This window comes from Enterobacter sp. ECC-175, from assembly GCF_043968675.1.
Taxonomy (GTDB): Bacteria; Pseudomonadota; Gammaproteobacteria; order Enterobacterales; family Enterobacteriaceae; genus Enterobacter.
In genome coordinates this window covers 1,315,831-1,341,252 of sequence record NZ_CP143776.1, presented here as the reverse complement: position 1 = coordinate 1,341,252, position 25,422 = coordinate 1,315,831, and the positions used below count along the sequence as shown (strand labels likewise).

Annotated in this window: 23 protein-coding genes; 11 read left to right on the top strand and 12 right to left on the bottom strand. The window is 56.8% G+C overall.

From position 1 onward, the window contains the following. Positions 1-37 precede the first annotated feature (37 nt). The 5 genes from surA to apaH are packed head-to-tail and all read left to right on the top strand — an operon-like array spanning position 38 to position 4,362. A complete protein-coding gene (gene surA, locus V1599_RS06335) occupies positions 38-1,324 on the top strand; it encodes a peptidylprolyl isomerase SurA (protein WP_112011089.1) in 1,287 nt (428 codons plus the stop codon). Then, on the top strand, positions 1,321-2,310 hold the full coding sequence (gene pdxA / locus V1599_RS06330; RefSeq protein WP_181573229.1) for a 4-hydroxythreonine-4-phosphate dehydrogenase PdxA: 990 nt from the start codon (positions 1,321-1,323) through the stop codon (positions 2,308-2,310). The genes surA and pdxA overlap by 4 nt, the downstream gene beginning before the upstream one ends. Further along, the gene (gene rsmA, locus V1599_RS06325; RefSeq protein ID WP_395301213.1) at positions 2,307-3,128 is read left to right on the top strand and encodes a 16S rRNA (adenine(1518)-N(6)/adenine(1519)-N(6))-dimethyltransferase RsmA; all 822 of its coding nucleotides are present in this window, start codon (positions 2,307-2,309) and stop codon (positions 3,126-3,128) included. Before pdxA ends, rsmA begins: the two co-directional genes overlap by 4 nt. A gap of 3 nt (positions 3,129-3,131) precedes the next feature. Beyond that, positions 3,132-3,509, top strand: coding sequence for a Co2+/Mg2+ efflux protein ApaG (gene apaG / locus V1599_RS06320; protein WP_112011086.1), 378 nt, complete (start codon positions 3,132-3,134; stop codon positions 3,507-3,509). Between the two features lie 4 nt (positions 3,510-3,513). Next, complete coding sequence (gene apaH, locus V1599_RS06315) at positions 3,514-4,362, top strand: bis(5'-nucleosyl)-tetraphosphatase (symmetrical) ApaH (RefSeq protein WP_112011085.1); 849 nt, start codon at positions 3,514-3,516, stop codon at positions 4,360-4,362. 38 nt (positions 4,363-4,400) lie between these two features. On the opposite strand, the gene folA is transcribed toward apaH, so the two are convergent. From folA to kefF, 3 genes are all read right to left on the bottom strand, one after another. Next, positions 4,401-4,880 carry a type 3 dihydrofolate reductase gene (folA, locus tag V1599_RS06310; protein WP_003856431.1) on the bottom strand — a complete coding sequence of 160 codons (480 nt, stop codon included), beginning with the start codon at positions 4,878-4,880 and terminating at the stop codon, positions 4,401-4,403. 114 nt (positions 4,881-4,994) lie between these two features. Continuing rightward, complete coding sequence (gene kefC / locus V1599_RS06305; protein WP_112011083.1) at positions 4,995-6,860, bottom strand: glutathione-regulated potassium-efflux system protein KefC; 1,866 nt, start codon at positions 6,858-6,860, stop codon at positions 4,995-4,997. Further along, positions 6,853-7,383 (bottom strand): glutathione-regulated potassium-efflux system oxidoreductase KefF, encoded by a 531-nt coding sequence (gene kefF, locus V1599_RS06300; protein WP_297118706.1) that lies wholly within the window; start codon positions 7,381-7,383, stop codon positions 6,853-6,855. Before kefF ends, kefC begins: the two co-directional genes overlap by 8 nt. Before the next feature lie 373 nt (positions 7,384-7,756). On the opposite strand from kefF, the gene V1599_RS06295 reads away from it, so the two are divergent. Next, complete coding sequence (locus V1599_RS06295; protein ID WP_395301212.1) at positions 7,757-10,669, top strand: autotransporter outer membrane beta-barrel domain-containing protein; 2,913 nt, start codon at positions 7,757-7,759, stop codon at positions 10,667-10,669. A gap of 44 nt (positions 10,670-10,713) precedes the next feature. Here the strand turns inward: V1599_RS06295 and V1599_RS06290 are convergent, their stop codons facing one another. The 6 genes from V1599_RS06290 to V1599_RS06265 all read right to left on the bottom strand — a co-directional run bounded on the left by V1599_RS06290 (position 10,714) and on the right by V1599_RS06265 (position 18,474). Then, positions 10,714-10,947, bottom strand: a complete 234-nt coding sequence (locus V1599_RS06290) for a YgdI/YgdR family lipoprotein (protein ID WP_112011080.1) — start codon at positions 10,945-10,947, stop codon at positions 10,714-10,716. A gap of 111 nt (positions 10,948-11,058) precedes the next feature. Further along, positions 11,059-11,547, bottom strand: a complete 489-nt coding sequence (locus tag V1599_RS06285) for a toxin-antitoxin system YwqK family antitoxin (protein ID WP_258458430.1) — start codon at positions 11,545-11,547, stop codon at positions 11,059-11,061. Between the two features lie 123 nt (positions 11,548-11,670). Continuing rightward, complete coding sequence (gene carB, locus V1599_RS06280) at positions 11,671-14,895, bottom strand: carbamoyl-phosphate synthase large subunit (protein ID WP_112011079.1); 3,225 nt, start codon at positions 14,893-14,895, stop codon at positions 11,671-11,673. A gap of 18 nt (positions 14,896-14,913) precedes the next feature. Next, positions 14,914-16,062 carry a glutamine-hydrolyzing carbamoyl-phosphate synthase small subunit gene (gene carA, locus V1599_RS06275; RefSeq protein WP_112011078.1) on the bottom strand — a complete coding sequence of 383 codons (1,149 nt, stop codon included), beginning with the start codon at positions 16,060-16,062 and terminating at the stop codon, positions 14,914-14,916. A gap of 454 nt (positions 16,063-16,516) precedes the next feature. Beyond that, entirely contained in the window at positions 16,517-17,338 is an 822-nt protein-coding gene (dapB, locus tag V1599_RS06270) for a 4-hydroxy-tetrahydrodipicolinate reductase (RefSeq protein WP_112011077.1), read from the bottom strand. A gap of 128 nt (positions 17,339-17,466) precedes the next feature. After that, positions 17,467-18,474, bottom strand: a complete 1,008-nt coding sequence (locus V1599_RS06265) for a LacI family DNA-binding transcriptional regulator (RefSeq protein ID WP_112011076.1) — start codon at positions 18,472-18,474, stop codon at positions 17,467-17,469. Positions 18,475-18,661: 187 nt separating this feature from the next. Between V1599_RS06265 and V1599_RS06260 the strand changes: the two genes are divergently transcribed. Genes V1599_RS06260 through V1599_RS06240 form a run of 5 tightly spaced genes read left to right on the top strand, consistent with a single transcriptional unit; the run spans position 18,662 to position 22,969 of the window. Continuing rightward, a complete protein-coding gene (locus V1599_RS06260) occupies positions 18,662-20,407 on the top strand; it encodes a class I mannose-6-phosphate isomerase (RefSeq protein ID WP_112011075.1) in 1,746 nt (581 codons plus the stop codon). Between the two features lie 2 nt (positions 20,408-20,409). Continuing rightward, the gene (locus V1599_RS06255; RefSeq protein ID WP_112011074.1) at positions 20,410-20,838 is read left to right on the top strand and encodes a PTS sugar transporter subunit IIA; all 429 of its coding nucleotides are present in this window, start codon (positions 20,410-20,412) and stop codon (positions 20,836-20,838) included. Between the two features lie 10 nt (positions 20,839-20,848). Continuing rightward, a complete protein-coding gene (locus V1599_RS06250) occupies positions 20,849-21,343 on the top strand; it encodes a PTS sugar transporter subunit IIB (protein ID WP_112011073.1) in 495 nt (164 codons plus the stop codon). Between the two features lie 10 nt (positions 21,344-21,353). Then, a complete protein-coding gene (locus V1599_RS06245; protein WP_112011072.1) occupies positions 21,354-22,151 on the top strand; it encodes a PTS sugar transporter subunit IIC in 798 nt (265 codons plus the stop codon). Next, a complete protein-coding gene (locus tag V1599_RS06240; protein ID WP_006173945.1) occupies positions 22,151-22,969 on the top strand; it encodes a PTS system mannose/fructose/sorbose family transporter subunit IID in 819 nt (272 codons plus the stop codon). The genes V1599_RS06245 and V1599_RS06240 overlap by 1 nt, the downstream gene beginning before the upstream one ends. 37 nt (positions 22,970-23,006) lie before the next feature. Here the strand turns inward: V1599_RS06240 and V1599_RS06235 are convergent, their stop codons facing one another. The 3 genes from V1599_RS06235 to ispH form a co-directional block, all read right to left on the bottom strand. Beyond that, on the bottom strand, positions 23,007-23,777 hold the full coding sequence (locus V1599_RS06235) for a glucose-6-phosphate isomerase family protein (RefSeq protein WP_297118730.1): 771 nt from the start codon (positions 23,775-23,777) through the stop codon (positions 23,007-23,009). Continuing rightward, positions 23,770-24,333 (bottom strand): glucose-6-phosphate isomerase family protein, encoded by a 564-nt coding sequence (locus V1599_RS06230; RefSeq protein WP_395301211.1) that lies wholly within the window; start codon positions 24,331-24,333, stop codon positions 23,770-23,772. Before V1599_RS06230 ends, V1599_RS06235 begins: the two co-directional genes overlap by 8 nt. Positions 24,334-24,470: 137 nt before the next feature. Beyond that, complete coding sequence (gene ispH / locus V1599_RS06225; protein ID WP_112011069.1) at positions 24,471-25,421, bottom strand: 4-hydroxy-3-methylbut-2-enyl diphosphate reductase; 951 nt, start codon at positions 25,419-25,421, stop codon at positions 24,471-24,473. Between the last annotated feature and the right edge of the window lies 1 nt (position 25,422).

Here is a 25,422-nt window from a genome sequence, read left to right as displayed (position 1 = left end):
CGTAATCCGCTTTGCGGTTAATTGAAATGGAAAAAGTATGAAGAACTGGAAAACGCTGCTTCTCGGTGTCGCCATGGTTGCGAATACCAGCTTCGCAGCCCCCCAGGTTGTCGATAAAGTCGCGGCCGTGGTTAATAACGGCGTCGTGCTTGAAAGTGACGTTGATGGTTTGATGAAGTCGGTGAAGCTTAATTCGGGCGAATCCGGTCAACAGCTTCCGGATGACGCCACGCTGCGCCACCAGATCCTGGAACGTCTGATCATGGATCAGATTGTCCTGCAGATGGGGCAGAAAATGGGCGTGAAGATCACCGACGAGCAGCTCGATCAGGCCATTGCCAACATCGCAAAGCAAAACAACATGACCATGGATCAGATGCGTAGCCGTCTGGCCTATGACGGTCTGAACTATGGGACCTACCGTAACCAGATCCGCAAAGAGATGCTGATTTCAGAAGTGCGTAACAACGAAGTTCGTCGTCGCGTCACCATTCTGCCTCAGGAAGTCGACGCGCTGGCGAAGCAGGTGGGTAATCAGAACGATGCCAGCACCGAGCTGAACCTGAGCCACATCCTGATCCCGCTGCCGGAAAACCCAACGTCCGATCAGGCGGCCGAAGCGGAAAGCCAGGCGCGCTCTATCGTCGAGCAGGCGCGTAACGGCGGTGACTTTGGTAAGCTCGCCATTACCTACTCTGCCGACCAGCAGGCGCTGAAAGGCGGCCAGATGGGCTGGGGCCGTATTCAGGAGCTGCCGTCTATCTTTGCCCAGGCGCTGAGCACGGCGAAAAAAGGCGACATCGTCGGCCCTATTCGTTCCGGCGTGGGCTTCCACATCCTGAAGGTGAACGATCTGCGCGGTCAGAGCCAGAACATCTCCGTAACGGAAGTTCACGCTCGCCACATTCTGCTTAAGCCGTCACCGATCATGACCGACGACCAAGCGCGCGTGAAGCTGGAACAAATCGCGGCTGACATTAAGAGCGGCAAAACCTCGTTTGCCAACGCGGCTAAAGAGTTCTCACAGGATCCAGGCTCAGCTAACCAGGGCGGCGATCTGGGCTGGGCGGCAGCGGATATTTACGATCCGGCCTTCCGCGATGCGCTGATGAAGCTGAACAAAGGCCAGATGAGTGCGCCGGTTCACTCTTCCTTCGGCTGGCACCTGATCGAACTGCTGGATACCCGCAACGTGGATAAAACCGATGCGGCGCAGAAAGACAGGGCCTACCGCATGCTGTTTAACCGTAAATTCTCCGAAGAAGCGGCAACCTGGATGCAGGAACAACGCGCCAGCGCCTACGTGAAAATCCTGAGCAACTGATGAAACCGCATCGTGTTGTTATCACTCCCGGCGAGCCCGCCGGGATTGGTCCCGACCTCGTCGTCCAGCTCGCTCAGCGCGGCTGGCCGGTGGAACTGGTCGTCTGCGCGGATGCAACACTGTTACAGGACCGGGCAGCCTTGCTCGGTCTTCCTTTAACGCTAATTCCCTACGTTGAAGGTCAGACGCCCCGGCCACAGCAGGCCGGTACGCTCACGCTCCTTTCCATTCCGCTTCGTACCCCCGCTATTCCCGGCCAGCTGAGTACTGAAAACGGCCATTACGTCGTCGAAACGCTCGCCCGCGCGTGCGATGGCTGCCTGAAAGGCGAGTTTGCCGCACTTATCACCGGCCCCGTGCATAAAGGTGTGATTAACGAGGCAGGCATTCCCTTTACCGGGCACACCGAGTTCTTTGAAGAGCGCTCTCAAAGCCCGAAAGTCGTGATGATGCTGGCAACCGAGGAGATGCGCGTTGCGCTGGTAACGACCCATCTGCCGATCAAAGCGATTCCCGATGCCATCACGCCTGCGCTGCTGCGGGAGATTATCGGGATACTGCACCATGACCTGCAGACCAAGTTCGGCATTCAGCAGCCGCACGTGCTGGTCTGTGGCCTGAACCCGCACGCCGGTGAAGGTGGGCATATGGGAACGGAAGAGATCGACACGATTATCCCGGTGCTTGAAGAAATGCGCGCCAAAGGGATGAATCTTAGCGGCCCGCTGCCCGCCGATACCCTCTTCCAGCCGAAATACCTGGATAATGCCGATGCCGTGCTCGCGATGTACCACGATCAGGGCTTGCCCGTGCTAAAATACCAGGGATTTGGCCGCGGTGTGAATATCACTCTCGGTTTACCCTTTATTCGAACGTCCGTTGACCACGGTACTGCGCTGGATCTGGCAGGCAAAGGAAAAGCGGATGTCGGCAGTTTTATTACGGCGCTTAATCTCGCCATCAAAATGATTGTTAATACGCAATGACTAATCGAGTCCATCAGGGCCACTTAGCCCGTAAACGTTTCGGGCAAAACTTTCTCAACGATCAGTTCGTGATCGACAGTATTGTCTCTGCCATTAATCCGCAGAAAGGCCAGGCTATGGTTGAAATCGGCCCGGGTCTTGCCGCGCTGACCGAGCCCGTTGGCGAACGCCTTGACGCGCTGACCGTTATTGAACTGGACCGCGATTTAGCAGCACGCCTGCAAACGCATCCGTTCCTTGGCCCCAAGCTGACGATTTATCAGCAGGATGCCATGACCATGGACTTTGGCGAACTGTCAGAGAAAATGGGCCAGCCGCTGCGCGTGTTCGGCAACCTGCCGTACAACATCTCGACTCCGCTGATGTTCCACCTGTTTAGCTATACTGACGCCATTGCCGACATGCACTTCATGCTGCAAAAAGAGGTGGTGAATCGCCTGGTTGCAGGACCGAACAGTAAGGCGTATGGTCGTTTAAGCGTAATGGCACAATATTTCTGTAACGTGATCCCGGTGCTTGAAGTTCCACCGACCGCGTTTACGCCACCGCCAAAAGTAGACTCTGCGGTTGTGCGCCTCGTGCCGCACAAAACGATGCCGTACCCGGTTAAAGAGCTGCGCGTGCTGAGCCGCATCACCACTGAAGCGTTTAACCAGCGCCGTAAAACGATCCGTAACAGCCTGAGCAATTCGTTCACCGTTGAGGTATTAGCCGAGCTGGGGATTGATCCGGCAATGCGTGCGGAGAACATTTCCGTGGAGCAGTATTGCAAGCTGGCTAATTACATCAGCGACAATGCCCCGCCGAAGGAGGGTTAAGCCATGATTGATTCGCCCCGCGTCTGTGTCCATGTACAAAGCATCTATGTTGAGTCTCAGTCCTCACCGGATGAAGAACGTTTTGTCTTTGCATATACCGTGACCATTCGCAACGTGGGGCGGGTGCCCGTGCAGCTTCTCGGGCGCTACTGGCTTATCACCAACGGCAACGGCCGTGAAACAGAAGTCCAGGGCGAGGGTGTGGTCGGCGAACAGCCCCACATCGTCCCTGGCGAAGAGTACCAGTACACCAGCGGCGCGGTAATTGAAACGCCAATGGGTACCATGCAAGGCCATTATGAAATGGTCGACGTCGATGGCAATCCGTTCCGTATTGCTATTCCTGTGTTCCGTCTCGCCGTACCTACACTCATTCATTAATCTAATGTCTACATATCTGATTGGCGACGTTCACGGTTGCTACGATGAACTGATCGCATTATTAAAGCAGGTCGACTTCACGCCCGGGCAGGATACGCTCTGGCTGACGGGTGATTTAGTCGCGCGCGGCCCAGGCTCACTTGACGTGCTCCGCTACGTGAAATCTCTGGGCGACAGCGTGCGCATGGTGCTGGGTAACCACGATCTGCATCTGCTGGCCGTGTTTGCCGGGATCAGCCGCAACAAGCCGAAAGATCGTATTACGCCTCTGCTTGACGCGCCGGACGCAGACGAGCTGCTGAACTGGCTTCGCCGTCAGCCGCTGTTGCAGATCGACGAAGAGAAAAAGCTGGTAATGGCGCACGCGGGCATCACGCCGCAGTGGGATATTGAGACGGCAAAGACCTGTGCCCGTGACGCCGAGGCGGTGCTGGCAAGCGACTCCTATCCTTTCTTCCTTGATGCCATGTACGGCGATATGCCGAACAACTGGAGCGAGGATCTTAGCGGCCTGGCGCGACTGCGCTTCATCACCAACGCCTTTACGCGCATGCGCTACTGTTTCCCGAACGGTCAGCTGGATATGTACTGCAAAGATACGCCGGAGAACGCGCCCGCGCCGCTCAAGCCGTGGTTCGCCATTCCCGGGCCGGTCGCAAACGAGTACAGCATCGCGTTTGGCCATTGGGCATCGCTGGAAGGAAAAGGTACGCCGGAAGGCGTTTATGCTCTGGACACCGGCTGCTGCTGGGGCGGGGATTTAACCTGCCTGCGCTGGGAAGATCAAACGTACTTCGTGCAGCCCTCTAATCGACAGTCAGGCTTAAGTGAAGGCGAGGCGGTTGCCTCCTGAGAATAGACCTCTCCCGAAAGGGAGAGGCGTTTTAACGCTTAGCGACGTTCCAGAATCTCGAAGCAGTAGCTGTGTGAGTTCTGCGCATCCGCGTCGTGAAACTCGCTGAATACGGACTCCCACTCGTCCGGATCGTAATCCGGAAAATGCGTATCCCCTTCCACTTCCGCATCAATATGCGTCAGGTAAAGCTTCTGCGCTTTTGGCAGGAACTGTTCGTACACGCGACCGCCGCCGATCACCATGATCTCTTCGGCATCACCGCAGGCGGCAATCGCTTCATCAACGGATTTAACCCACTGAACGCGATCGTCAGTGCCCGGCTGGCTGCTGATAACGATATTCTTACGGCCCGGCAATGGACGACCAATCGACTCCCAGGTCAGGCGGCCCATCACTACCGGCTTGTTTAACGTCGTACGTTTAAACCATGCGAGATCGGCAGGCAGGTTCCACGGCATGGCATTTTCCATACCGATAACGCGGTCTACCGCCAGCGCTGCAATCAGACTGATCATTGAAAATTTCCCGGATGCAAAAAATTGCCGCCACTATACGGAAAGCTTAATCTTTCGTCGACTGGCGGCAGAGTAAAGAAACAGATATTTTTTAATATTGCTGGCAACTCCACTTCACGCGGAAGGTTTACTCTCCGGTTCGTCTTCAGGGTTGCCGGTATGCTTGCCCTCTTCCGTGCCCTGCCAGCCGTGTCGCTGCACCAGCGACAGATGATTTCGGTCCTCGTTGATGATTTCCGTCAGCATTGCGCTGGTGCGTTTAAACACCGCCGCGCGTTCCGAAGCCGTGCTTCCCGCCATTGCCACCATTTCTTCAACCATGTCGGTGTTAAAACGGCGGAACAGGTCGGCCCGCTCGCGGGCTTCATAGGCGCCCAGCCCAAGGCTTTCGAGCGCCATGCGGCCTGATTTTAGCGCGCCTTCAAACGTTTCACGCTCCGGGGCCTCAACCCCCGCCTGGCGCAGCTGAATGTAATGATCCACATCGCGCGCGCGGGAGATGATCGTCAGGTTCGGGAAGTGTTCTTTTACCAGCTCCACCATCTGCAGGCTGGTCTGCGGATCGTCGATCGCGTTGATTAACACCTCGGCCTTCGCTGCCCCGGCAGACTCCAGCAGGTCGACGCGGGTGGCATCACCGTAGAAGACCTTCATGTCGAACTTGCGCAGGGTATCAACGTGGTCGGGATCGTGATCGAGAATCACCATTTTGACGCCGCTGGAGAGCAGCAGACGGCCTGTAATCTGGCCGAAACGCCCAAAGCCCGCGATGATCACGCGCGGCTGTTCCTCGTCGATCTCATCGGCTTCACGCTCCTGACCGCTGTCGGATTTTTCAAGACGCGTCAGTAGCACCAGCAGGACCGGCGTCGCCGCCATCGACAGCGCAACCGCCAGGGTGAGCGCTTTAGCCCACTCGGGATCGAGCACGTTCGCCATTTGCGCCGCGCCAAAGACCACAAACGCAAATTCGCTTCCCTGCCCCAGCAGGACGGCAAACCAGCGGCGCTGCTTGTTGGGCACCTTCAGCGGACGGGCAATCAGCCACAGCATCCCCATTTTAATGACCAGGAATCCAACCAGCAGAATAAGTATCCTCAGCGGATGGGTGACCAGCGTACCGAAGTCGATAGACATCCCAACGCCGATGAAGAAAAGCCCGAGCAGCAGGCCTTTGAACGGTTCGATATCGCTTTCCAGCGCGTGACGGTATTCAGAGCTTGCCAACAACACGCCCGCCAGAAAGGCCCCCATCGCCATCGACAGCCCGGCCTCTTCCAGCAGCAGCCCAAAGCCGAACACCAGGAATAACGCCACGGCGCTGAATACCTCGCGCAGCCCCGAGCGCGCCACGAAGCGCAGCAGCGGACGCGTAACGTAGCGCCCCAGCAGAATGACCAGCGCCAGCGCGCCCGCCACCTTCAGGGCCGACAGCGCAAAGGCGCCCAGCGTGGTCGATGCGCCGCTGGCCGCCAGCAGCGGGATCATTGCCACCAGCGGAATGGCCGCAATATCCTGGAACAGCAGCACGGAGAAGGCGCTGCGCCCCATCTGGGAAACCGTCAGGTTGCGCTCGTTCATCGCCTGCATGGCGATGGCCGTTGAGGAGAGCGCCAGCGTCATGCCGATAAGCTCGGCGACCTTCCAGTCCATCCCCAGCAGAATACAGAAACCGCCCAACAGCAGGCCGCAGGCCAGCATCTGCAATGCCCCACCGCCAAATACCGAGGCGCGAAGCTTCCACAGGCGCTGCGGGTCCAGCTCAAGGCCAATGACAAACAGCATCAGCACCACGCCAATTTCCGCAAAATGCAGAATCGACTCGGCGTCCGTCACCAGACGGAACCCCCAGGGGCCGATCACGCATCCCGCGATCAGATAGCCCAGCACTGATCCTAGCCCCAGGCGAACCGCCACGGGTACGATCAGCGCCGCCGCGCCGAGATAAATCAGCGCCTGTATTAACGTATGGCTATCCATTGTGCGTCTCCTGCCACTCAAGTAAGCGTTTTTTGTAATGACGAGCCTGCGCCTGCAGCGTTTCATCGTCGCAGACAAAGGTGCAATGCATAGCAAAAGGCGGAACCCAGGTGAGACCACAGTAAAGCGCGGTGGCCTGCAGCGGCTGCGCCAGAACGTCAAAGCCCGGGAAGGAGCCAATCTCAAAATGGCTTTCGCCGCCGCCGGTGGTCACGGCCCACATCAGGCTTTTGCCTTTTAACGCATTGCCGTTGTGGCCGTATGCCCAGCCGTGGGAAAAGACTTTATCAATCCATAGCTTGAGCAGCGGAGGCGTACTGTACCATTGCATCGGGTGCTGCCAGACGATCAGATCGGCACGAGAAAGCGCCTCCTGCTCGGCGGCGATATCGATATTAAAATCGGGGTAAAGTTGATAAAGAGAGCGAATTTCTACGCCCTCAATCGTCCCTGCCTGCTCAAGCATCCTTTTGTTCGCATGCGAGTGATGCGGATACGGATGCGCGTAAATAATTAAAATCATAAGCGCGATGTGTTCCCTGTCCAGGTTCTCTTTGTGTCTAAGAGTGTAGACAGTTAGTCTCTTCGCTTAAAGCGCCGCGCGGCTTCATGCCCCAAAACGCCAACGGCTGGTACTGCGCCTATGGCTACCCGCTCACTCGCGCAATGTCCTTAGTAATGATCATTTGTGTGAATAGTTACACTCAAAAGATCGATAATTTATAATTTTTAAGATTTGCTAAATTTACTCTTAACCAAATCTCTATATACACAACACATTGAAAAACGAATAATTTCGAGTCATTTTCATCATTTGATAAATTTTGTCATAAATATAAATAAATGATGTCGAGCAAACTCAATCTTGAACGCGTTTCAAACAAATGGATGTGTATATGAGTAACAAATCATTTGAATTAAACAGAACAACCAAAACTCTGGCAAAACTATTTCCCGCACTTTTAGTATTGACTCCAATGATAGCTGTTGCGGGATCTATTGATCAATCAACCTCTGTACCACAAGAATTCTCTTCTGATGCCCAATATATTATTGGCAAAGATGTCACCATTACCTCTGTAGATACCACCCCGGCAGTGGCTGTTACAGGGTCCAACGTCACCGAGGCAACCAATCAGGGAAATCTTTCAGGAAAAGAAGATGCCCTTAACGTCAACACTGGCGCACAGCGCGTCGTGGTCAACAACGTTGCAGGAGCTTCTGTTTCTTCAACCACAGGTAGTGCGGTCCACGTTGTCTCCATGCTGGGCGACTTTAATAACAGCGGCAGCGTTACCGGTGCCGAAAAAGGTATTTTAGTCAGCGATAAATCCTCTGCTATTAACATTAACAATAGCAAGACCGGGAGCATTAAAGGGCAAACCGGCATCAGCTCCGCCGTGGGCATCGGCGTGAATAATGCCGGGACAATTACCGCGACCAACGGTGATGGCATCTTTTTAACGAATGGCAATACCAAGATCACTAACGCCGGTGAAATTAAGGCCAGCGCGAACGGTATTAACGTGACGGATTCAGCCAGGACGGATATAACCAACGTCGGCAAAATTGATGGCGACGCTACCGCGATTTTCTTTGGCAGCGACAAAGAAAATACGTTAACGCTGAAAACCGGCTCAATCCTGAACGGAGATGTCATTACCACCGTCTCTAAAAGCAATACTTTGGAGCTTAACGGTACCGGTAGTGAAGACAGCAACTTTATCGGCCTGAACGACGGCGACGGTTTTGCCTCCGTGACAATGGCCGGTGAAAACTGGGTGATGACCGGTGATATCGACGTGATCGGCTCCGGCGACGCCATCAAAGTGAATACCGGCAGCCTGACGCTCGGCGGCGATGTCACCAACAGCGGCAATACGCTGGTGGCGAAAAACGCCACGCTGCAGCTTGGCACCGGCAAAGGCAAGGCAACGCTGACCGGCGGCCTGACCAACAACGGCACCGTTATTTTCAACCAGGGTGAAAACTTCACCTTTGCCACCGGCATCACCGGCACCGGCAGCGTGGAAAAGGTCGATGCGAATATCCTGACGCTCACCGGTAATAACAGCTATTCCGGCGATACCGTTCTCCACGGTGGCACAACGTTAGTCGCGGAAGGGGCTACGCTGGGCGTCAAGGGCAGCAATGCGACCCTCACCGTCGAAAACGGAGCGACCTTCGCTTCCGCGGGCGAGGTGAACAACAACGCGATGATTTTAAGCGGCGGCACACTGGCAGCCTGGAACGCGATCGCTGGTAATAACGCTTCCTCGGCGGCAACGGCCGATGTCCTCAACGGTAACATGACCAATAACGGCACCCTGCTGCTGAGTGGCCAGAATAACGCCGTTGGCAACAACTACACGATCAAAGGCGACTATACCGGCGCCGCGGGCAGCACCATCGTCATGAACAGCGTAGTGGCCGACGATAGCTCAGCGACCGATCACCTGACCATCACCGGCAGCAGCTTTGGTCAATCCGGCATCAGCATCAACAATATTGGCGGCCAGGGCGCACAGACGGTTAACGGAATGGAAGTGGTAAGCGTTGGCGGAAGCTCTGATGCGAAAATGACCTTAGCCAAACCGGTTGTTGCGGGCAAATGGGAATACAGCCTGAACAAACATACCGATGGCAACTGGTATCTGGAATCCACGGCGAATGCTTCCGAAGATCCTGCTGACGATACTACCGATCCTGACAACACCAGCGGCAATACCGACGGTGGCAACGGTGGCAACGGTGGCAACGGTGGCGACACGGGTAACGGGGACAATTCGGGCGACAATAACAACGGCGGTAACACCGATAACGGCAACGGCACGGGGGGAAATACCCCATCCAACAACGGTACCAATACCGGGCCTGAAGTGCTGGCACCTGAAACCGGCGCATATCTGGGTAACTATCTGGCCGCTCAGAGCATGTTCCTGCACAAGCGTGACGATCGCGATCAGATCACCTTCCGCAACGTCGACGACCTCAACACCTGGATGTACGTGAAGGGCCGCTACCACGAAAACAACGTGGACGGTGATAAGGGCAGCTACGACACCACCACCATGACCCTTCAGGTCGGCAGTGATTTCATGAGCAAAGCCATGGAGAACGGCGTTCTCCACGCGGGCGGCATGTTCGGCGCGGGCCAGGCGAAAACCCATTCCGATGCCAAACACAACGTGCGCGACGCGCAGGGTAAAGTGGATGGCTTTAACGTAGGCCTGTATGCGACCTGGCAGGAAGACCAGAACTTGCGTCTTGGCAACTACGTTGACACCTGGGCGGCGTATAGCTGGTTCAACAACAAGGTAACCAGCGACCGCAACGATGAAAGCTACCACAGCCAGGGCTTTGCCGCGTCTGTCGAAGTGGGACATGCATGGGTTGTTGCTTCCGAGAAAGAGCGTGCCTGGAAAATCGAGCCGCAGGCGCAGGTAATCTACAGCTACCTCGATCAGGAAAACCACACCGATCGCGACGGCGTTCGCATCACCACGCTGGACAACGACGGCGTGCTCGGTCGTCTTGGCGTGAAGTCCAGCTACTTCCTGCAGAAAGACGTGAAGGCATGGCAGCCTTACGTTGCGGTTAACTGGCTGAAGGGCGCAGGTCAAAACGATCTGGCCTTTAACGGCGAAACCACCAGCAACGATACGCCTGACGATCGCGGTCAGCTAGAGCTGGGCGTCACCGGTAACCTGAACGACACCACCACCATCTCGCTGCGTGCGAGCGGTGAGTGGGGTGAAAACAGCTATGCTGCCTACGGCGGACATGTTCTGTTGAACCACCGCTGGTAATCTTTCAGTAAACAAAATGCCGTGGCCTGGGCCACGGCTTTTTTTTAGTTATCCAGCTCACCCATCGACTTGACGCGATCGCGGTTAATCTGCTCGGTCTTACCCGTCTCGGCATTTTTATACGATACCAGGCCGGTATCATCATCAACCTGCGGTTTGCCGTCGGTCACGATGGTTTTCCCGTCGGTAGTTTTCACTGCCTGGTTCGACGAGCATCCGGCAACGGTAAACATAGCTGCTGCGGCAAAAATTGAAGTCATCAGAAGTTTGTTTTTCATCGTATTCTCCCTGCTATTAGTCATTTTTTATCAGCTGAGTTAATACTGTAGTAGAAAACACCACGCTCATGGATGAATACAGAACTTTCTGAAGACACCGCAGAACGCACGTTAGCTTTTCGTCGGGAAACCGTCTTTGTACATGACCGTCTGCACAACCTTACCGCTTGCGTCGTAGGTTTTCGCCTCGCCGTTCGCGACGCTCGCTTTGAAGGTAATTGTCGAGCGCAGCTTGCCCTCCTGGGTATAGCCCTGCGACAGCCCCTCGGCTTTACAGTTCACCAGCGGGGTATGGCTTCTCAATACGCCGTTAGGATAGTAAATATCGATGAACTCATTGAAACAGCGGTCTTTAACGACGGTTTCAAACTTCTTGTTGCCGTTGTCGTACTTCTCCACCAGCTTTCCTTCCGGCACTGTATCAGCAACCTTAACTTCAGGCGTGGTGAGCTTTTTTTGCGGATGAAGGTCGTCCTGAAGTCCTTTAGCGTAATCAGGCGTCATCCCCATTTTATCAATCGTGTTGGTGACGGATGAGGAAAAATCAGCGCAGCCAGACAGCAGCACCACCAGAGAGACCAGCGTAATGGAACGAATCACATGCAGCTCCTTTTTAGTTTGTGGGCTTAACATGCGTTCAGGAGAGGGATGGCGCAACCGCCAAAATTGGTCGGGTAGCTGAAAAAAAACCCGCCGAAGCGGGTTGTGAGAGAATTCCGAAGCTTACTTCGTAATCTGCGCGTGCATTTCCTGGACTGAAATCACCTTCTCGGTGGCATCCGCATTCAGCGCCATCGCCGTTGCGAAACCGCCGTTCAGGGTGGTGTCGTAGTGCACTTTGTACTGCAGCGCGCTGCGGCGAATCAGCTTGGAGTCTTCAATCGCCTGGCGGCCCGCGGTGGTGTTGATGATGTAGGTATATTCGCCATTCTTGATACGGTCCTGAATGTGCGGGCGACCTTCATGCACCTTGTTCACCAGGCGCGGGTTAATTCCCGCTTCGCCCAGCACAATCGCCGTGCCGTGGGTTGCGTCCAGCTCGAAGCCCTGTTTCAGCAGCTTGGCGGCCAGGTCAACCACGCGCTCTTTGTCGCCTTCGCGAACGGAGAGCAGCGCACGGCCCGATTTTCTCATGGTGGAGCTACTGCCCAGCTGCGCCTTCGCGAACGCTTCTGCGAAGGTGCGGCCCACGCCCATCACCTCCCCGGTAGAGCGCATTTCTGGCCCCAACAGCGGGTCAACGCCCGGGAACTTGTTGAACGGCAGCACCACTTCTTTCACCGAGTAGTACGGTGGGATGATTTCTTTAGTCACGCCCTGCTGAGCGAGCGTCTGACCCGCCATCACGCGCGCCGCCACTTTTGCCAGCGGCACGCCGGTGGCTTTGGAGACAAACGGCACGGTTCGCGCCGCGCGCGGGTTGACTTCAATCAGGTAGACTTCGTTGTCTTTCACCGCGAACTGGACGTTCATCAGGCCGCGAACCTGCAGCTCAAAGGCCAGCTTCTGCACCTGCTGGCGCATCACGTCCTGGATTTCCTGGCTCAGCGTGTACGCTGGCAGAGAACAGGCGGAGTCGCCGGAGTGAACGCCCGCCTGCTCGATATGCTCCATGATGCCGCCAATCAGCACCGTTTCGCCGTCGCAGATGGCGTCCACGTCCACTTCAACCGCATCGTCGAGGAAGCGGTCCAGCAGCACTGGCGCATCGTTGGAGACGCTCACCGCGGTCTGGAAGTAGCGCTTAAGGTCGGCTTCGTCGTAAACGATTTCCATCGCGCGGCCGCCCAGCACGTAGGATGGGCGCACCACCAGCGGATAGCCAATCTCTTTCGCTTTCTCAACGGCCATCTCAATGGCGGTGACGGTGGCGTTGGCAGGCTGTTTCAGCTTCAGGCGGTCAACCGCCTGCTGGAAACGCTCGCGGTCTTCGGCGCGGTCAATCGCGTCCGGGCTGGTACCGATAACCGGTACGCCTGCCGCTTCCAGCGCGCGCGCCAGCTTCAGCGGAGTCTGGCCGCCGTACTGCACGATTACGCCTTTTGGCTTCTCGATGCGCACGATTTCCAGCACGTCTTCCAGAGTAACCGGCTCGAAGTAGAGGCGGTCGGAGGTGTCGTAGTCGGTCGAGACGGTTTCCGGGTTACAGTTGACCATGATGGTCTCGTAACCGTCTTCGCGCAGCGCCAGCGAGGCGTGGACGCAGCAGTAGTCGAACTCGATGCCCTGGCCGATACGGTTTGGACCGCCGCCCAGCACCATAATTTTGTCACGGTCGACGGACGGGTTCGCTTCGCACTCGTCTTCATAGGTGGAGTACATGTACGCGGTGTCGGTTGAGAACTCCGCCGCGCAGGTATCCACGCGCTTGTAGACCGGGTGCAGGTCATACTGGTCGCGCAGCTTGCGGATTTCCGCTTCGCGCACGCCTGCAAGCTTAGCCAGACGCGCATCGGCGAAGCCTTTACGCTTCAGCACGCGCAGGAAGTCAGCGTCCAGGCCGTTGATGCCCAGGTCCGCCACTTTTTCTTCCAGACGCACCAGCTCTTCAATCTGCACCAGGAACCAGCGGTCAATGTTGGTCAGGTTGAACACGCCGTCTACGGACAGGCCCGCGCGGAAGGCATCGGCGATGTACCAGATACGCTCTGCGCCCGCATCCTTCAGCTCGCGGCGGATTTTGGTCAGCGCTTCCGGGTCGTCCAGGCTCACTTTCGGGTCAAAGCCGGTCGCGCCCACTTCCAGGCCGCGCAGCGCTTTCTGCAGGGATTCCTGCTGCGTGCGGCCAATCGCCATCACTTCACCAACGGACTTCATCTGGGTGGTCAGACGGTCGTTCGCACCGGCGAATTTCTCGAAGTTAAAGCGTGGAATTTTGGTCACAACGTAGTCGATGGACGGCTCGAAGGACGCAGGCGTGCGGCCACCGGTGATGTCATTCATCAGCTCGTCAAGGGTGTAACCGACCGCCAGCTTCGCCGCCACTTTGGCAATCGGGAAGCCGGTCGCTTTTGACGCCAGCGCGGAGGAGCGCGATACGCGCGGGTTCATTTCGATAACGATCAGGCGGCCGGTTTTCGGGTTCACCGAGAACTGAACGTTGGAGCCGCCGGTTTCCACGCCGATTTCACGCAGTACCGCCATCGAGGCGTTACGCATGATTTGATACTCTTTGTCGGTCAGGGTCTGGGCTGGCGCAACGGTGATGGAGTCGCCGGTGTGGATACCCATCGCGTCGAAGTTTTCGATGGAGCAGACGATGATGCAGTTGTCGTTTTTATCACGCACCACTTCCATCTCGTACTCTTTCCAGCCAATCAGCGACTCGTCAATCAGCAGCTCTTTGGTTGGGGAGAGATCCAGACCGCGCTCGCAAATCTCTTCGAACTCTTCACGGTTATACGCAATACCGCCACCGGTGCCGCCCATGGTGAAGGACGGACGGATGATGCACGGATAGCCCACGTCAGCCGCAACGGCCAGCGCTTCTTCCATATTGTGTGCAATACCGGAACGCGCTGTGTCGAGGCCGATTTTCTTCATCGCCACGTCGAAGCGGCGACGGTCTTCGGCTTTATCAATCGCGTCGGCGGTCGCGCCGATCATGGTCACGCCGAACTCTTCCAGCACGCCCTGACGCTCAAGCTCCAGCGCGCAGTTCAGCGCCGTCTGGCCGCCCATGGTTGGCAGCACCGCGTCCGGACGCTCTTTCTCGATAATCTTGCGCACTACTTCCCAGTGAATCGGCTCGATGTAGGTCGCATCGGCCATTTCCGGATCGGTCATGATGGTCGCCGGGTTGGAGTTCACCAGGATAACGCGGTAACCCTCTTCGCGCAGGGCTTTACACGCCTGCGCGCCGGAGTAGTCAAATTCGCAGGCCTGGCCGATAACAATCGGGCCAGCGCCGAGGATCAGGATGCTTTTTATGTCTGTACGTTTTGGCATGGTCTTCTCAGCTCCTGATTATTTAGCGGTCTTACGGTATTGCTCAATAAGTTCGATGAAGTGATCGAACAGCGGTGCAGCATCGTGCGGGCCCGGGCTGGCTTCAGGGTGCCCCTGGAAGCTGAAAGCGGGTTTGTCGGTACGGTGGATACCCTGAAGGGTGCCATCGAACAGCGACTTGTGGGTCACGCGCAACGTCGCTGGCAGCGTCGCTTCATCAACGGCGAAGCCGTGGTTCTGCGCGGTAATCATCACCACGTTGTTATCGATGTCTTTTACCGGGTGGTTACCACCGTGGTGACCAAACTTCATCTTGATAGTTTTCGCACCGCTCGCCAGCGCCAGCAGCTGATGGCCGAGGCAGATACCGAATACCGGCACCTCGGTCTGGAGGAATTTTTCAATCGCATCGATGGCATAATCGCACGGTGCCGGGTCGCCTGGACCGTTTGACAGGAAGATCCCGTCCGGATTCATTTTCAACACCTCTTCGGCAGAGGTCTGTGCCGGCACCACCGTCAGGCGGCAGCCGCGGTCAACCAGCATGCGCAGGATGTTGCGCTTGGCACCGAAATCATACGCAACAACGTGGAACGGCAGCTCGCTCTCGGTCTTCGCTTCCGGCAGGTCGCCTTCCAGCGTCCAGCTTCCCTGCGTCCAGCTGTAGGCTTCTGATGTGGTCACTTCTTTTGCCAGGTCCATACCGTTCAGGCCCGGGAAGGCCTTCGCCTTTTCCAGCGCCAGCGCTGCATCGAGGTTATCACCCGCGATAATGCAGCCGTTCTGTGCGCCCTTCTCGCGCAGCAGGCGCGTCAGCTTACGGGTATCGATATCGGCAATCGCCACGATGTTATGGCGCTTCAGGTAGGAAGAGAGGTCTTCAGTATTGCGGAAGTTGCTGGCAATCAGCGGCAGGTCGCGGATGACCAGGCCTTGTGCATGTACCTGGGAAGATTCTTCGTCAGCAGCATTGGTGCCGACATTGCCGATATGGGGATAAGTAAGAGTAACGATTTGGCGAGAATAGGAAGGATCAGTGAGGATTTCTTGATAACCGGTCATTGAAGTATTGAAAACGACTTCCCCAACCGCCGAACCCGTTGCCCCTATGGCCCGACCGATAAACTGGGTTCCGTCTTCCAGAACCAATAGCGCTGACTTAATCAAAACACCCTCCAGAGAATATTCACTCACTTTATTTGCATATTAATTCATAACGACGCTATGAAGCAATGCAAATATGTTGCCAGCGGATTTTTGGCAAACGGCGGCATTCTGGGGATTTGGTCGGTAAAAGTCAACCCAAAACGGATGTTTTGCTTATTCTTTTGCAGGGCTTGACGCCATATGACAGGTTAAGCGGCAAAAAGATCAGGTAAATAGGCCTAGGAAACGCTTGCGCGGCAAGTTTAATAAAAAAATTTAGGTCGGGGTGATAAAAAGTGGACCGGATGGTCAAAATTTACAATTTAATAACCAATCAGACGGGTAAAACATTCTATTTTGACGACTTCAATCAATAAAACGACTCAGCCAGCCAAAATAAAAGGGCAATAAAATATTGCCCTATGCAATCAAGTCATTACGACTGCAATAACCACATCACGAAGGGTAAAAAGAGCTATAAACTGTTAAGTTCTAACACGTCTCGCATATCGAAAAGACCCTTTTTCTTGCCTTTCAGCCACAGAGCGGAACGAACGGCACCGTTGGCGAAGGTCATACGGCTGGAAGCTTTATGCGTGATCTCCACGCGTTCACCGATATCGGCGAACATCGCGGTATGTTCACCGACGATGTCTCCCGCGCGAACGGTCGCAAAGCCGATGGTTCCAGGAACACGCTCACCGGTGTGTCCTTCACGAGAATAGACGGCAATGTCTTTTAAATCCTTGTCCATCGCCTGCGCAATGGCTTCGCCCATCGCCAGCGCCGTGCCGGACGGCGCGTCGACCTTGTAGCGGTGGTGCGCTTCGACAATCTCGATGTCGGTATAGTCGCCCATCACCTTAGCCGCCTTCTCCAGCAGCTTCAGCATGACGTTAACGCCGACGCTAAAGTTCGCGGCAAAGACAATCGCAATCTCCTTTGCGGCGTCCTGAATCGCCTGCTTGCCAGCGTCATCAAAACCGGTAGTACCAATTACCATCCCTTTACCGTGCTCGCGGCAAAATGCCAGATGGTTCAGCGTGCCTTCAGGGCGCGTAAAATCAATAAAGACGTCAAAATCATTCTTAACCGCGTCCAGGCTACTTTGTACGGTCACACCCGTCTGGCCTGCTCCCGCGAGCTCGCCCGCATCCGTACCCAGAAGCGATGAGCCTTCGCGCTCCAGCGCCGCGCCAAGCGCCACGCCATCCATCTGCAGCGCCGCCTGAATCAGCTGACGGCCCATACGTCCGCCCGCGCCCGCAATGGCGACGCGGATCTGTGCATCATGCATAGTTATTCTCTTACGTTAAAATGATGTAAATCGTTTTCAGAGTAACCAGCCCTCGCGAAGGCTGCCACTAAAAACGCCCATAATTAGAAATTAATGTGAAACCGCAGTCGATATCAGTAAAAGGCATACTAACTGAAACCGCATGATTCTCTGATCACCAGGGCAGGCGGCAGGATGATACGTTTCGGCGGCTCATTATTGCCCTGAATTCGGCTGTAGAGCAGCTCTCCGGCTTTACGACCTATCTCCTTTGCCGCCACCGATACGGTGGTGAGCGCAGGCTGGACCAGCGCCGCCTCGGTGATATCGTCAAACCCCACCAGGGCAAAATCACGCCCGACCTCGCGCCCCATTTTACGCAGCGCCTGCATCACGCCGAGCGCGACGATGTCCTGATAACAGACCGCGGCGGTGATCGCCGGGAACTTGCTGAACAAACTCTCCGCTACCCGCGCGCCGTCGCTTTGGCTCGCCAGGCTGGGGACAATCCATCGCGGGTCCGCTGAAAGACCTTTTTCGAGCAGCTTACTGGTAAAACCGCCAATACGCTGGGCACGCGTACCGGAACTCTGGCTCCCGCCGATAAAGGCAATATGCCGGTGTCCCAGGGCGAGCAGATGCGCGGTCGCCATCTGGGTGCCAAGAAAGTTGTCGGTACCGACAAAGTCGAAATCAGGATCGTTAACGGGCCGCACCACCATGATGGCGGGAATATTGCGGCGCTTGAGGCTGTCAAAAAACGTCTGTGGCGTTTCGCGGGCCGCGCACAGCACCATACCGCACGCGTTGTTACGCATCAGCGAATCAACGAACTTTTGCTGTCGCTCGCCGGACTCTTCGCTATTCGCCAGAAACAGCAGCATCTCATGGCGCTCGATCTCATGACTTAGCCCCGCCGTCATCTCGCCGTAAAAGGGGTTAGTAATATCGTGCAGAAGCAGCCCGACCTGGTTGCTGCTGCGGTTTCGAAGATTCGCCGCCGTCTGGTTATAAACATAACCCGCGTCGTCCAGCGCTTTTAATACTCTTTCACGGGTGGCTTGCGAGATCCGCCCCCGGTTTCGCAAGACCATCGACACCGTGGCGGTCGACACGCCTGCTCGTTCAGCGACCTGCGCCAGCGTTACAGTTGTCATTGTTCCTCCCTTATCCTTCAAAGATTAATCGAATAACCTGATTTTTGTCTAATTCCCTGTGAAGCGGTTCACACTCCCCGCCATAAAACCGCCTTTCCTCGCCGTTTTGCCAGGTTAATCGCGTTAACCACTCTTCCATCGTAAGGTTAATCGATTAATCTTATTTTAACGACAACGGAGTGAAACAATGACCTATCCCCCTTATAACAAACATCCTGAAGTCTCTGTTCGGGGCTTTGACGCTCACGCATGGCGTGGGTGGCACGACATTATTACGACGCTTAACGCCGGGGTCCTGACGTCCCGGAAAACCGTGCTGGTTATTGATTGCTATCCCGGCGTCCGACTGGCTGAGCTGGAGCGTAATGTGCTTGCCCGGTTCGGCGACGCGGTGCGGATAAACGTCGAAACGGCCCGCCGCGACGAGCAAACGCTTAGCGAGATGCTGGCCCGCAACCTGACGGATGACCGCGTGTTTGGCGTACTCTCCTGCCACCAGCTCGCCGAGTTTTTTGATGCCGAAGCATTAACGGCCCTGCAAAAGCAGGTGGCCGAGGCGGCGGGACTGGTGATTGTGTATGGCTCCGGTGCCGCTCTGGTCCATCCGGGGGATGTGCTGGTGTACGCCGATATGCCGCGCTGGGAAATTCAGCAGCGCATGCGCGCAGGCGAGCTGGGCAACTGGGGCGTTGAAAACCTCACTGAAGATATGCTGCGCCGGTATAAACGCGCCTTTTTCGTTGAGTGGCGCGTCTTTGACCGACACAAAACGCCGCTGCTTAAGCGGTGTGATTTCCTGCTTGATACCACCCAGGCCGACGCACCGGCCATGGTCAGCGGCGAGGCGCTTCGCGCGGGGCTTAAGCAGACCACACGGCAGCCGTTCCGCGTTGTTCCCTTCTTTGATCCCGGCGTCTGGGGCGGCCAGTGGATGAAACAACGATTCGATCTCGATCCAGCGAAGCCTAACTACGCATGGTGTTTTGACTGCGTGCCCGAGGAAAACAGCCTGATGATGCGGTTTGGCGACGTTCGGATCGAGATCCCCTCCATTGATGTCGTTCTGTTGCAACCGCGCGCGCTGCTGGGCGAAAAGGTTCACGCTCGCTTCGGGGCCGAGTTCCCCATCCGCTTTGATTTTCTTGATACCGTCGGGGGGCAGAATCTGAGTTTTCAGGTGCATCCGCTGACGGAGTACATTCAGCAGCAGTTTGGCATGCATTACACCCAGGATGAGAGCTACTACATCCTCGACGCCGAGCCGGGGGCCGTGGTCTATCTCGGCACCCAAACAGGCACCCGGCCTGAGGCGATGATGGACGATCTGCGCCAGGCCGCGCGGGGCGAAAAGCCGTTCGACGATGCACGCTTTGTGAATCAAATCCCCGCCAAAAAACACGATCACTTTCTCATCCCGGCCGGAACCGTACATTGTTCAGGTGCCGGCACCATGGTGCTTGAGATCAGCGCCACCCCTTACATTTTCACCTTTAAGCTCTGGGACTGGGGCCGCCTGGGTCTTGATGGCTTACCGCGCCCGGTTCACCTCGATCACGGCGAGCAGGTCATCGACTGGCAGCGCGACACCCAATGGGTAAATGACAACCTGGTCAACCGTATTGAACCGGTGGCGGAGGGTGACGGCTGGCGTGAAGAACGTACCGGCCTGCACGAACGTGAGTTTATTGAAACACGCCGCCACTGGTTTAGCGGCCCGGTCGTTCACCACACCGAAGGCGGCGTCAACGTGCTTAATCTGGTTGAGGGCGACGAAGCGCGCGTCGACAGCCCGAGCGGCGCGTTTGAGCCTTTCGTCGTGCACTACGCAGAGACGTTCATCATTCCTGCCGACGTAGGAGAATATCGAATCACGCCGTGGGGCAAAGGCGCAGGCCAACAGCTCGCCACCGTTAAAGCCTGGGTCAGGGGGTAAGCATGATTAACATCATTGTGGCCTCCCACGGGCCGATGGCAAAGGCGATGCTCGACAGCGCCCGCATGGTTTACGGCGATCTGCCCTACTGCTATGCCGTTACGCTCACCGGTGAGACGGGAATTGAAGGCTTTAAGCAGGACTTTGCCCGCGTGCTGGCTCAGGCCTCACAACGCGCAGAGGGTGTACTGGTGCTGTGCGATATGCAAAGCGGCACGCCGTGGAACGTCGCCAGCAGCGCCGCCTTTTCGCCAGACGCCACGCCGCCGGTGGCGGTGCTGGGCGGGGTTAATCTGCCGATGCTGCTGCAAACCGATGAGATCCACGCGCTTGCCGACGTGAACGCCGCGGCCAGCCTGCTGCTGGCGCTCACCCAACCCACGCTGGTGGTAGCTGCTCCCGCTTCTGCCGTGCAATCAGACGACTTTTGAGGACTCCACAATGAGCATTTCTTTTGTACGCATCGATGACCGCGTGATCCACGGGCAGCTCATCACACGCTGGGCCAAAGAGCTGCCCTGCGACGGTATCGTGGCCATTGACGACGCCGTGGCGGCCGATCCCCTTCTCTCTTCCGTCATGAAAGGTGCCGTCTCCGACACCAAAGTCTGGCTTTTTGATACCGCAACGGCGATTCAAAAATTGCCGAAGGTCATCGCCAGCGACAAGCGCTATTTCGTTATCGGCAAATCGCCCCTCACCCTGCAGCGCATTGAACAGGCCGGTATCAGCCTGAAAAACAGCAACGGCAAAATCAACGTTGGCCCGATGAGCGCCCGCGCGGAGACCACCACCATTGGCCCGAACCAGTCGGTCAACGCAGAGGAGATCGCGGCGTTTGACTGGCTTAACGCTCAGGGGCATCTCATTGAATTTCGTCTGGTACCGGATGCCAGCAGCTACAGCTGGCAGGATGCCCGGCAAAAGCTGAAATAAGGAGCGAATGATGATTATCGAAGCGGCATTAATTGGCGTGCTCTGTTATCTGGGCGCGCTGAGCAGCCCCTGGCTGCTGGGCCTGACCGGCGGCTGGTATCTGATCACCCGCCCGCTGGTGTCAGGCATGCTGGTGGGCATTATCCTTGGCGATATCAAGACCGGGATCATGATTGGCGTGGCGGTGCAGGCGGTTTATATCGCCATGGTGACGCCGGGCGGGTCGATGCCCGCCGACCTTAACTTTGTCGCCTATCCGGCCATTGCGCTGGGCATTCTGTCGGGTAAAGGCCCGGAAGTCGCGGTGGCGCTGGCGGCCACAATCGGCATTGCCGGGACCATTCTGTTTAATATGATGATGGTGCTGAACTCCTTCTGGAACCATCGCGCGGATAACGCCCTGGAGCGCGGCGACGAGCGGGGGATCTATCTGAACAGCGCCATCTGGCCCCAGGCGACCAACTTTATTCTGCGTTTTGTCCCGACGTTCATTGCCGTCTTCTTCGGCGCGCAGTACATCAGCGGCATCATGGATAGCCTGCCGGCCGTGGTGCTGTCCACCATGAACGTTTTAGGTGGGATCTTGCCCGCCGTCGGCATCGCTATCCTGCTCAAGCAGATCATCAAAGACTACAGCATGCTGATCTACTTTCTGGTGGGCTTCGTCTGCATCGTTTTCCTGAAGCTCAACATGGTTGCGCTGGTCATCGTTGGCGCGCTGCTGGCGCTGATCCACTATAACTACAAACCGGAATCCGCAAAGGCCGTCGCCTCTGCGCCGGTCGTCGATGACGAGGACGAATTCTGATGGAAGAACGTAAACTGACCCGTAAGGATCTGCGCCGCTGCTGGCGGGCATGGATGATGCACAACCTGTCGTCGATGAGCTTTGAGCGCCTTGAGTCGTTTGGATTCTGCCTGAGCATGCTGCCGGTCGCCAAAAAGCTCTACCCGGATGCCGACCAGCGGCGGGAAATGCTGCGTCGCCACGCCTCTTTCTACAATACCGAGCCGCAGATTGGCGCCATTGTGAACGGGATGGCGCTGGGTCTTGAAGAGAAAAAGGCCAACGGTGAGCCTATCGATGGTGAGACGATCAATACCCTCAAGGTTGGCCTGATGGGGCCGATCGCCGGGATCGGCGATTCGATGATTCCCGGCATGTTGATCCCTATTCTGCTCAGCATCGGTATGGCGCTGGCGGCAGGCGGTAACGCCCTGGGACCGTTGTTCTACATCGTGGCCTGGCTCGCCATTATCATACCTGGCTCCTGGTTCTTATTCCTGAAGGGTTACCAGATGGGATCCGGCTCTGTTGAAATGCTGGTGAGCAGCAAATCGACCCGCCTGCGCGAAGCGCTGTCCCTGCTGGGTGTTTTTGTGATGGGCGGCGTCGCGGCAAGCTATGTGAAGCTCGGCACCGGGCTGGAGTTCATCACCAAAGATGGGGTTAACATTCATGTTCAGCAGATGCTCGACGGGATTTTCCCGCAGCTGCTGCCGCTGGTGGTGGTTCTGAGCACCTGGTACCTGATGGCGAAACGCGGTGTCTCACCGGTGAAGGCGATGTTACTTCTGCTGGTGCTGGCCGCCGCTGGCGTGGCGTCGGGGCTTTTCGCCGGATAATGCCTGTGATAACCGGGGCCAGCTGGCCCCGGTTTTTTTATGGGTGAAAATTGTGCCACAGCGCGGCGACTTTATCGGGCCGGGAAATAAACTGAAAGCGCGCCGGATCGGCAATAAACTGCTGGTAGATAGGCTCTGCGGTGATGCCAAACTCGTCATACCGCCGCGGCGTGATGACCTGTAACCGTCCCGGCGCATAGCGCGGGTTATGCTGCCAGACGACCTGCCGGTCCTGCATCAGCGGATACCAGGCCAGCCCTTTATGGGCCCGCACGGCCTCGTACTCAAAGCCATATTCCCGGTCGCACCAGGCGCCAAACGTCAGCGGAACATCCGGATCGGCGGAGAGCGTGGCATGACCCCAGCCCGGTGGAACCAGCACTTTCTCACCTTCGTTAGCGATCGCGGCAAAGCAGCGGCCCGGATCGTTTTCAACCCGCTCCTGCATATAAATAATGGCGGTCCCCTGCCAGATTTCATACAGCTCTGGCGGCGACCAGCCGCTATGCAGGCTGATGCGATGAACATGCCCCTGGCTGCGCACGGGCTCGTCGCCAAGCTGTCCGGCGGCATAGGTCACCACGCCAAACAGCAGCATCCGTTTGCTCAGCTCATCCCTGTCCTGCATTCGCGCCACGTCCATCGCAATAGCGTACACCTCTTCCGGCCCCTGACAGTCCGGATCGCGCAGCGACGAGCGGATCTGATCCAGACGGCGGATCTCCGGCATCGGGCCTGTGACCTCTTCTCCGTATGAAAAGCCGAGCGGCCGATGATGTATCTGCATATCCAGCCCGTAATTAGCCATGCTGCACCTCACGCACGAGGATGTCGCCGTCCACCTCCGTTACCCTCAGCGCAAAACCCTGCTGAAGAGCCGCGTAATCATGCCCGGCGACTGTCGGCCAGACCGCCAGCGCGGAGAGTATCTCCGTGCCGGTGTTAATCAGACGATGTGCGGTAAAGCCGGGAATGACATGTACCGAACCGGCGTTCACGGATTCGAGCCACGCCTTGCCGTTCTCTGATTGCAGCAGCAATAATCCCGTCCCGCGCAGCCCGAGGTAGACTTCCCCCTGCTCCCGGCGCGCGTGGAAGTGGCCGCGGGTCATAAAGAATTCATTGCCGACTTTTCCGGGCTGAAGATGGGTTACGCCAGTGAACAGGCTGCCTTCGACCGTCTTACCGTCGAGGATTTCAACATCGTAAACGGGCCGTTGCGGGTCGCCGTTCTGCCAGCCGTCAGTGCAGGCAAACACGCCCGCCAGATCGGCAATGCGCGTCGTTTTACGCAGGATATGACCCTGCGCGAACGCGCCGGTCAGCCAGTCCACCTGCGGTGGCTGGGTAATGTCAGGTTTCATATGTGTCTCCGGCCCGAGGAGAACAGCCTGAAAAGCATAGCAGATTAATCGATTAACCTTGTGATGCCGTGCCGGAATTGCGCCGTGGATCAAAAAAGCCAGGCACGGTGCCTGGCTTTGCATTCATTAAAATTCAGTTACTCGACTTCGCGCGCATCGATACGCAGCTCTTTCGGCACTTCGAAGACGATGTTCTCTTCGCGTCCTTCCAGGGGTATGGCATCACCGCCGCCCAGCTCCTGGAGGCGACTAATCACGTTCTGCACCAGGATATCCGGCGCGGAAGCCCCCGCCGTGACGCCGACGCAGGCGACGTTCTTCACCCACGACTCCTGAATATCCGTTGCATCATCAATCAGGAATGCGGATTTCCCCATCCGCTGCGCCAGCTCGGCCAGACGGTTAGAGTTAGAGGAGTTTTTCGAGCCGACCACCAGCACCACGTCCGCCTGCTCAGCCAGCGCGCGCACCGCTTCCTGACGGTTGGTAGTGGCGTAGCAGATATCATCTTTACGCGGCCCGACGATCTTCGGGAAACGCTGGCGCAGCGCGTCAATCACGTCTGAGGTGTCGTCCACGGAGAGCGTCGTCTGGGTCATAAACGACAGGCGCGCGTCGTTTTTCACGTTCAGCTTCAGCACATCTTCCGGCGACTCGACCAGGTACATGCCCCCTTCCGGGTTGCTGTACTGCCCCATCGTCCCTTCCACTTCCGGATGACCCGCGTGACCAATCAGAATCGATTCTTCGCCACGGCGGCTGGCGCGCGCCACTTCCATATGCACTTTAGTGACCAGCGGACAGGTGGCGTCAAACACCGTGAGGTCGCGGCTTTTCGCTTCGTTACGGACCGCCTGAGACACGCCGTGCGCGGAGAAAATCAGGATCGCGCCGTCCGGCACTTCGCTGATCTGCTCGATAAAGATCGCGCCACGCTCGCGCAGGCTGTCGACCACGTAGCGGTTGTGCACCACTTCGTGACGCACGTAAATCGGCGCGCCGTAAATCTCCAGCGCGTTTTCAACAATGCTGATAGCGCGGTCTACACCGGCGCAAAAGCCGCGCGGGTTAGCCAACAGGATCTGCATT

Excerpts from the sequence above, each read along its gene's own strand:
- folA (WP_003856431.1), bottom strand. The coding sequence starts at position 4,880 with ATGATCAGTCTGATTGCAGCGCTGGCGGTAGACCGCGTTATCGGTATG.
- kefC (WP_112011083.1), bottom strand. The coding sequence starts at position 6,860 with ATGGATAGCCATACGTTAATACAGGCGCTGATTTATCTCGGCGCGGCG.
- V1599_RS06260 (WP_112011075.1), top strand. The coding sequence starts at position 18,662 with ATGACCTATCCCCCTTATAACAAACATCCTGAAGTCTCTGTTCGGGGC.
- V1599_RS06235 (WP_297118730.1), bottom strand. The coding sequence starts at position 23,777 with ATGGCTAATTACGGGCTGGATATGCAGATACATCATCGGCCGCTCGGC.
- rsmA (WP_395301213.1), top strand. The coding sequence starts at position 2,307 with ATGACTAATCGAGTCCATCAGGGCCACTTAGCCCGTAAACGTTTCGGG.
- apaG (WP_112011086.1), top strand. The coding sequence starts at position 3,132 with ATGATTGATTCGCCCCGCGTCTGTGTCCATGTACAAAGCATCTATGTT.
- V1599_RS06265 (WP_112011076.1), bottom strand. The coding sequence starts at position 18,474 with ATGACAACTGTAACGCTGGCGCAGGTCGCTGAACGAGCAGGCGTGTCG.
- V1599_RS06240 (WP_006173945.1), top strand. The coding sequence starts at position 22,151 with ATGGAAGAACGTAAACTGACCCGTAAGGATCTGCGCCGCTGCTGGCGG.
- ispH (WP_112011069.1), bottom strand. The coding sequence starts at position 25,421 with ATGCAGATCCTGTTGGCTAACCCGCGCGGCTTTTGCGCCGGTGTAGAC.
- carB (WP_112011079.1), bottom strand. The coding sequence starts at position 14,895 with ATGCCAAAACGTACAGACATAAAAAGCATCCTGATCCTCGGCGCTGGC.
- V1599_RS06295 (WP_395301212.1), top strand. The coding sequence starts at position 7,757 with ATGAGTAACAAATCATTTGAATTAAACAGAACAACCAAAACTCTGGCA.
- kefF (WP_297118706.1), bottom strand. The coding sequence starts at position 7,383 with ATGATTTTAATTATTTACGCGCATCCGTATCCGCATCACTCGCATGCG.
- surA (WP_112011089.1), top strand. The coding sequence starts at position 38 with ATGAAGAACTGGAAAACGCTGCTTCTCGGTGTCGCCATGGTTGCGAAT.
- V1599_RS06290 (WP_112011080.1), bottom strand. The coding sequence starts at position 10,947 with ATGAAAAACAAACTTCTGATGACTTCAATTTTTGCCGCAGCAGCTATG.
- dapB (WP_112011077.1), bottom strand. The coding sequence starts at position 17,338 with ATGCATGATGCACAGATCCGCGTCGCCATTGCGGGCGCGGGCGGACGT.
- V1599_RS06245 (WP_112011072.1), top strand. The coding sequence starts at position 21,354 with ATGATTATCGAAGCGGCATTAATTGGCGTGCTCTGTTATCTGGGCGCG.
- V1599_RS06230 (WP_395301211.1), bottom strand. The coding sequence starts at position 24,333 with ATGAAACCTGACATTACCCAGCCACCGCAGGTGGACTGGCTGACCGGC.
- apaH (WP_112011085.1), top strand. The coding sequence starts at position 3,514 with ATGTCTACATATCTGATTGGCGACGTTCACGGTTGCTACGATGAACTG.
- V1599_RS06255 (WP_112011074.1), top strand. The coding sequence starts at position 20,410 with ATGATTAACATCATTGTGGCCTCCCACGGGCCGATGGCAAAGGCGATG.
- V1599_RS06250 (WP_112011073.1), top strand. The coding sequence starts at position 20,849 with ATGAGCATTTCTTTTGTACGCATCGATGACCGCGTGATCCACGGGCAG.